The 4,744-nt window shown below is 57.7% G+C and carries 5 protein-coding genes and 3 tRNA genes; all 8 read right to left on the bottom strand.

The window, feature by feature from the left end:
* Nucleotides 1-42 precede the first annotated feature (42 nt).
* A tRNA-Gly gene (locus PHV01_RS12775) sits at nucleotides 43-119 on the bottom strand.
* A gap of 99 nt (nucleotides 120-218) precedes the next feature.
* Nucleotides 219-303, bottom strand: a tRNA-Tyr gene (locus PHV01_RS12770).
* Between the two features lie 39 nt (nucleotides 304-342).
* Nucleotides 343-418: transfer RNA gene (locus PHV01_RS12765), tRNA-Thr, on the bottom strand.
* Between the two features lie 121 nt (nucleotides 419-539).
* Entirely contained in the window at nucleotides 540-1,304 is a 765-nt protein-coding gene (rlmB, locus tag PHV01_RS12760; RefSeq protein ID WP_337291538.1) for a 23S rRNA (guanosine(2251)-2'-O)-methyltransferase RlmB, read from the bottom strand.
* Nucleotides 1,301-2,896, bottom strand: a complete 1,596-nt coding sequence (gene cysS / locus PHV01_RS12755; protein WP_337291537.1) for a cysteine--tRNA ligase — start codon at nucleotides 2,894-2,896, stop codon at nucleotides 1,301-1,303. The genes rlmB and cysS overlap by 4 nt, the downstream gene beginning before the upstream one ends.
* A gap of 18 nt (nucleotides 2,897-2,914) precedes the next feature.
* Nucleotides 2,915-3,400 carry a 2-C-methyl-D-erythritol 2,4-cyclodiphosphate synthase gene (gene ispF, locus PHV01_RS12750; RefSeq protein WP_337291536.1) on the bottom strand — a complete coding sequence of 162 codons (486 nt, stop codon included), beginning with the start codon at nucleotides 3,398-3,400 and terminating at the stop codon, nucleotides 2,915-2,917.
* Nucleotides 3,397-4,089: a 2-C-methyl-D-erythritol 4-phosphate cytidylyltransferase gene (gene ispD / locus PHV01_RS12745; protein ID WP_337291535.1), complete on the bottom strand. Its 693-nt coding sequence runs from the start codon at nucleotides 4,087-4,089 to the stop codon at nucleotides 3,397-3,399. Before ispD ends, ispF begins: the two co-directional genes overlap by 4 nt.
* A 95-nt stretch (nucleotides 4,090-4,184) precedes the next feature.
* Nucleotides 4,185-4,744: TRAM domain-containing protein (locus PHV01_RS12740; RefSeq protein WP_337291534.1), on the bottom strand; the 560-nt coding region annotated here is incomplete at its 5' end.

Genomic DNA, 4,744 nt, shown 5'->3' with positions numbered 1-4,744 from the left:
TCGAGAAGCACGTCGGCTCGAATGGCAAATCGACACGGCCTCTGGAGCGGGAAACGGGATTCGAACCCGCGACCCTCAGCTTGGAAGGCTGACGCTCTAGCCAACTGAGCTATTCCCGCCTAGGCTTGTAGCAGTTGCCTCAAGCGTTGAAGAATTTTTGCAGAGGGAGAACCCGACCTCCGAACTGGACCGGCGCCTCCTGCTCGAGTCCATTCCGATGGTGGGGAGAGGAGGGTTCGAACCTCCGAAGGCAACGCCAGCAGATTTACAGTCTGCCCCCTTTGGCCGCTTGGGTATCTCCCCGCATCCCCCTTCGAGATCTCCTTGAACGCTAGCTCTCCGTGGAGCTGGCGAAGGGATTTGAACCCCTGACCGGCTGATTACAAATCAGCTGCTCTGCCAACTGAGCTACGCCAGCACACAAACTTTCAATATATGCAGGATGTGGCAGAACCGCAAGAGGAATATTACGAATAACGCAATAAAAAAGCAAGCAATAATTTCTACTGCAGCTATTTTCTGATGATAATCACAGCTTTTTACCCATTCGCTACAAGCTGCTTCATGTTGCCTCGCTGGCGCCGGATCTCAAATAGACACACTGCCGCGGCGGCAGCGGCATTCAGAGATGCCACTCGGCCGCGCAGGGGAATGCTCGCAAGCAGATCGCATCGCTGTCGTACTAACACCGTCAGTCCCCGATGCTCGCCCCCGATAACCAGGGCCAGCGCAATACGCAAATCAATCTCGTAGAGTGGTCCTGCCGCGCTTGGATCTGCCCCGAGAATCCAGATGCCCTGTTCTTTCAGCCACGCGAGAAACGCCGGCAAGCCCGCGACCCTCGCCACCGGCAGATGTTCCACAGCCCCGGCAGATGCCTTCGCCACTGCAGGGGTTATCCCGACAGCGCGATGCTTCGAGATGAAGAGCCCGTCTACTCCGGCAGCCTCCGCCGTGCGAATGATCGCTCCAAGGTTTTGAGGATCCTGAATGCCATCGAGCAACAGCAGCAGCGGGGGCGAGGAACTGGCTTTAATTCGGGCGACCAGTTCGAAAGGGTCGCTGTAGCCCACCTCACTCACAACGGCCATGACCCCCTGGTGGACACACCCCTCGGCCAATTCGCCAAGCCGTTCCCGTTTCTCCTTTTTAACAAGCACCCCGCTAACCCTGGCAAGCTTCATGATCTCGGTAATCCTGGGATCATACCGTTCCCTGGCCAGGACGATCCGCTCAATGTCGCGCCGTCCTGCGCGCAGAGCCTCCAGCACAGCATGAGGACCAATCAGTATGTTCTCCGTCATGGTGCCTGTGTCTTTAGCGGCTTGCGGCCTTCTACTCGCCAGCGAGCCCCATGAGCGGTATCGTCCACGACCACCCCGAGGTCCGCCAACCAGGCCCGGATTGCGTCGGCAGTCTCCCAGTCCTTCGTCTCTCGGCATTGCATGCGATATTCTACTATAGTCTTAATCGCGTCCACCGGCAGAGATTGTCTTGATACAATCGCCAACTCGACAGCATCTCGAGCTTTAGAGTAATTGTCCCCCGATATTCTGAGAACCGGGACCGACGATCCGACAGCCAAAGCATCAGTACCTGGAGTGCTATTGATCCGCTCGACTTTTTCCCGTAGGCCCTCAAATAAGCCGCCCAACACCGATCCCAGCTTCCATAACGTGTCTCCCGCCTTGCTCAGAGCGTGCGCGAGAGATTGCTTCGGCGCACCATCAGCATCTCTCAGGGCAACGTTTATCCCCCTGGTCAGATTAAACAATGCGGCCAGCGCACGTGGCGTATTCAAATCATCATCCATCGCATCCGTGAACTCTTGCTCCGCCTCACGAATCTGATCCGAAAGAGGGAGGGGATCAATGCGGGAAAGGTCAGTCCTTGGACTCTGGGTATCTCGGGAACGCTGCACCTCATCTAGTACAGTATGGAATCGAGCCGCTGCAGCCTTGGCGCTGTTCAGCGCATCGTCTGAAAAATCTACGGGCGCCCGATAGTGGGTTCCGAGCAGGAACAGCTTGAGCGCACAAGGGCTGGTGCGATCGAGGAGCTCCCGGACGGTCAGGACATTGCCCAGCGACTTCGACATCTTTTCGGCGCGGATGTTGACGAACCCGTTATGGAGCCAGTAGCGCGCAAACGGCTTACCGGTCGCGTACTCCGACTGCGCAATCTCGTTCTCATGATGGGGAAAGATCAGATCAGCCCCCCCACCGTGAATGTCAAAGGTCTCTCCAAGGTATTTCATCGACATGGCCGAGCACTCGATATGCCAACCTGGCCTGCCTGGACCCCACGGGCTCTCCCACGCGGGCTCCCCAGGCCGCGATGCCTTCCACAAGGCAAAATCGAGGGGATCGCGCTTCCGCGGATCTACCTCAACCCTCGCCCCCGCCCGCAACTCGTCGAGACCTCGATGAGAAAGCTTCCCATAGTCAGGCGCTCGCCTGACCTCGAAATACACATCGCCATCCACGGAATACGCGACCCCCTTGACCATTAAGGCCTGGATGATCTCAATCATCTCCCGGATATGTTGCGTAGCCCGAGGCTCCTCCGATGGCGTTCTGAGCCCCAAAGCCCGCATATCCTGGCGATAGGCCTCGATCTGCTCCTCCACCAGTGATTCTCGCGGCTGTCCCAGCTCCGCCGCCCGTTGGATAATCTTATCGTCCACATCCGTATAATTCCGTACGTAGAGGACCTTGTACCCTCGGAGCTCCAGGTAGCGCCAGATCACGTCGAAGGTCAGGGCGGCGCGCGCGTGGCCGATGTGGGCGCGATCATACACGGTCGGTCCACAGGCGTACATCCGGACCTCACCCGGTACGAACGGTTCAAACAGCTCTTTTTTCTGGCGCAGGGTATTGTAGATGGCTAGCGCCATATGCCTATCCCCGTCATGCTACGGCGTTATCTGACGGCGTTGGAGGGACGCAATGGCCAGACAGGCGATACCGTCGCCTGCCCCGAGTGCACCTACTCGATTCGCCGTCGCCGCCTTGACGCTTACCCCCTCGACCGGAGTTCCGATGCTCTCTGCGAGGTTGGCCCGCATCTGCGCAATATGCGGCGCCAACCTCGGGGCTTCCGCAATAATCGTTGCGTCGATGTTCCCCACCGTGTAGCCAAGGACCTGCACGCGTCGAAAGGCCTCCCTGAGGAGCAGGAGACTCGATACGTCCTTGTATTGAGGGTCGTCTGTCCCAAAACAAGAGCCGATATCACCGGCGCACGCCGCGCCAAGGATGGCGTCGATGACCGCATGGGCCAAGGCATCCGCATCCGAGTGGCCCTCAAGCCCTTTCTCGAATGGAATCTCCACCCCACCCAGGACGAGGCGCCGACCGGGTACTAGTGGGTGCGTGTCGAATCCGATCCCAACCGTCATTGGACTCTCCGCCGCTTCAGGATCAGGCCGGCGAGAGGCAAATCCTCTTCGCTCGTAATCTTGAGATTCTCATAACTTCCTCTCACAACCTTGACCATTCCCCCTATTCGCTCTACAAGCGCGGCATCATCGGTGGCAATGATCCCGCACTCCCGAACCGCCCGGTGAGCCTGCATCAGGAGTGCGTAACGGAAGACCTGAGGGGTCTGGATCGACCAGAGCTGTCCCCTCGGCAACGTCTCTATCACGAAGTCGTCGGTATCTACCCGCTTGATGGTATCGATGGCGGGCACGGCCGCGACCGCCGCGCCGCATTCTTTCGCGGCTTCGATGGTAGCCAGAACAACCTCACGTGAAACGAAAGGGCGAACGCCGTCGTGGATCAATACGAGATCCGTCTCCGCCTTCGCCCTCTGCAAACCGATGTAGACTGAATCCTGCCGTGCCTGTCCCCCCGGAACTACCTCCGTCTCTAGATCAATCCTGGCGAGATCCAGCGCCTCTCGGCCTCTTGACTCTTCCCCTGGGGGAACCACAACGATAATGGCTGCAAGCGTATGAGATGCCGCAAGCGCTCGCAATGTGTGACTGAGTATCGGAAGACCGTCCAGCGCGATAAACTGTTTCTTGACCGCTCCCCCGAATCGGATCCCCGCTCCCGCCGCGGGAACAATTGCCGTCACAATCATAGGGTATAGCGTCTAGGGTATAGGATCTGAAATCTCCGGGGCGTATGTTTCCGTCTTAACCCTAACCCCTAGACCCTGAACCCTTTACCCTGCTCCTAAGCGGCCTCAGCCTCTTCCTTCAGGCGTGAGAAGATCATGCGCCCGGCCGTCGTCGGCAGCACCGTGGTAACGCGCACATCGACAGTCTGGCCGATATATCGACGACCGCTATCGACCACTACCATCGTCCCATCATCAAGGTAGGCAATGCCCTGGTTGTACTCCTTGCCTTCTTTCAGGACATAGACCTGCATTTCCTCACCAGGAAGGACAACGGGTTTAAGCGCATTGGTCAACTCGTTGATGTTCAATACCCCGATCCCGTGCAGTACTGCTACCTTATTCAGATTGAAATCGTTTGTCACGACCTTGGCATTAAAGGCCTTGGCCAGTGCGACCAATTTCGCGTCTACCTCACGAATATCCGGAAAATCCATATCGCTGATCTCGACATGCACATCGGCCTGTTTCTGCATCTTCTGCAGAATATCCAGCCCTCGACGGCCACGGTTTCGTTTCAGCGGATCCGATGAGTCGGCAACCTGCTGCAACTCCCGCAAGACGAACTGAGGAATGAGAAGCGTCCCCTCAACAAATCCCGTCTCGCAGATATCAG

The organism is Candidatus Methylomirabilis sp., assembly GCF_028716865.1.
GTDB lineage: Bacteria > Methylomirabilota > Methylomirabilia > Methylomirabilales > Methylomirabilaceae > Methylomirabilis.
This window is presented reverse-complemented; position numbering and strand designations above follow the sequence as displayed.

Excerpts from the sequence above, each read along its gene's own strand:
- rlmB (WP_337291538.1), bottom strand. The coding sequence starts at position 1,304 with ATGACGGAGAACATACTGATTGGTCCTCATGCTGTGCTGGAGGCTCTG.
- cysS (WP_337291537.1), bottom strand. The coding sequence starts at position 2,896 with ATGGCGCTAGCCATCTACAATACCCTGCGCCAGAAAAAAGAGCTGTTT.
- ispF (WP_337291536.1), bottom strand. The coding sequence starts at position 3,400 with ATGACGGTTGGGATCGGATTCGACACGCACCCACTAGTACCCGGTCGG.
- ispD (WP_337291535.1), bottom strand. The coding sequence starts at position 4,089 with ATGATTGTGACGGCAATTGTTCCCGCGGCGGGAGCGGGGATCCGATTC.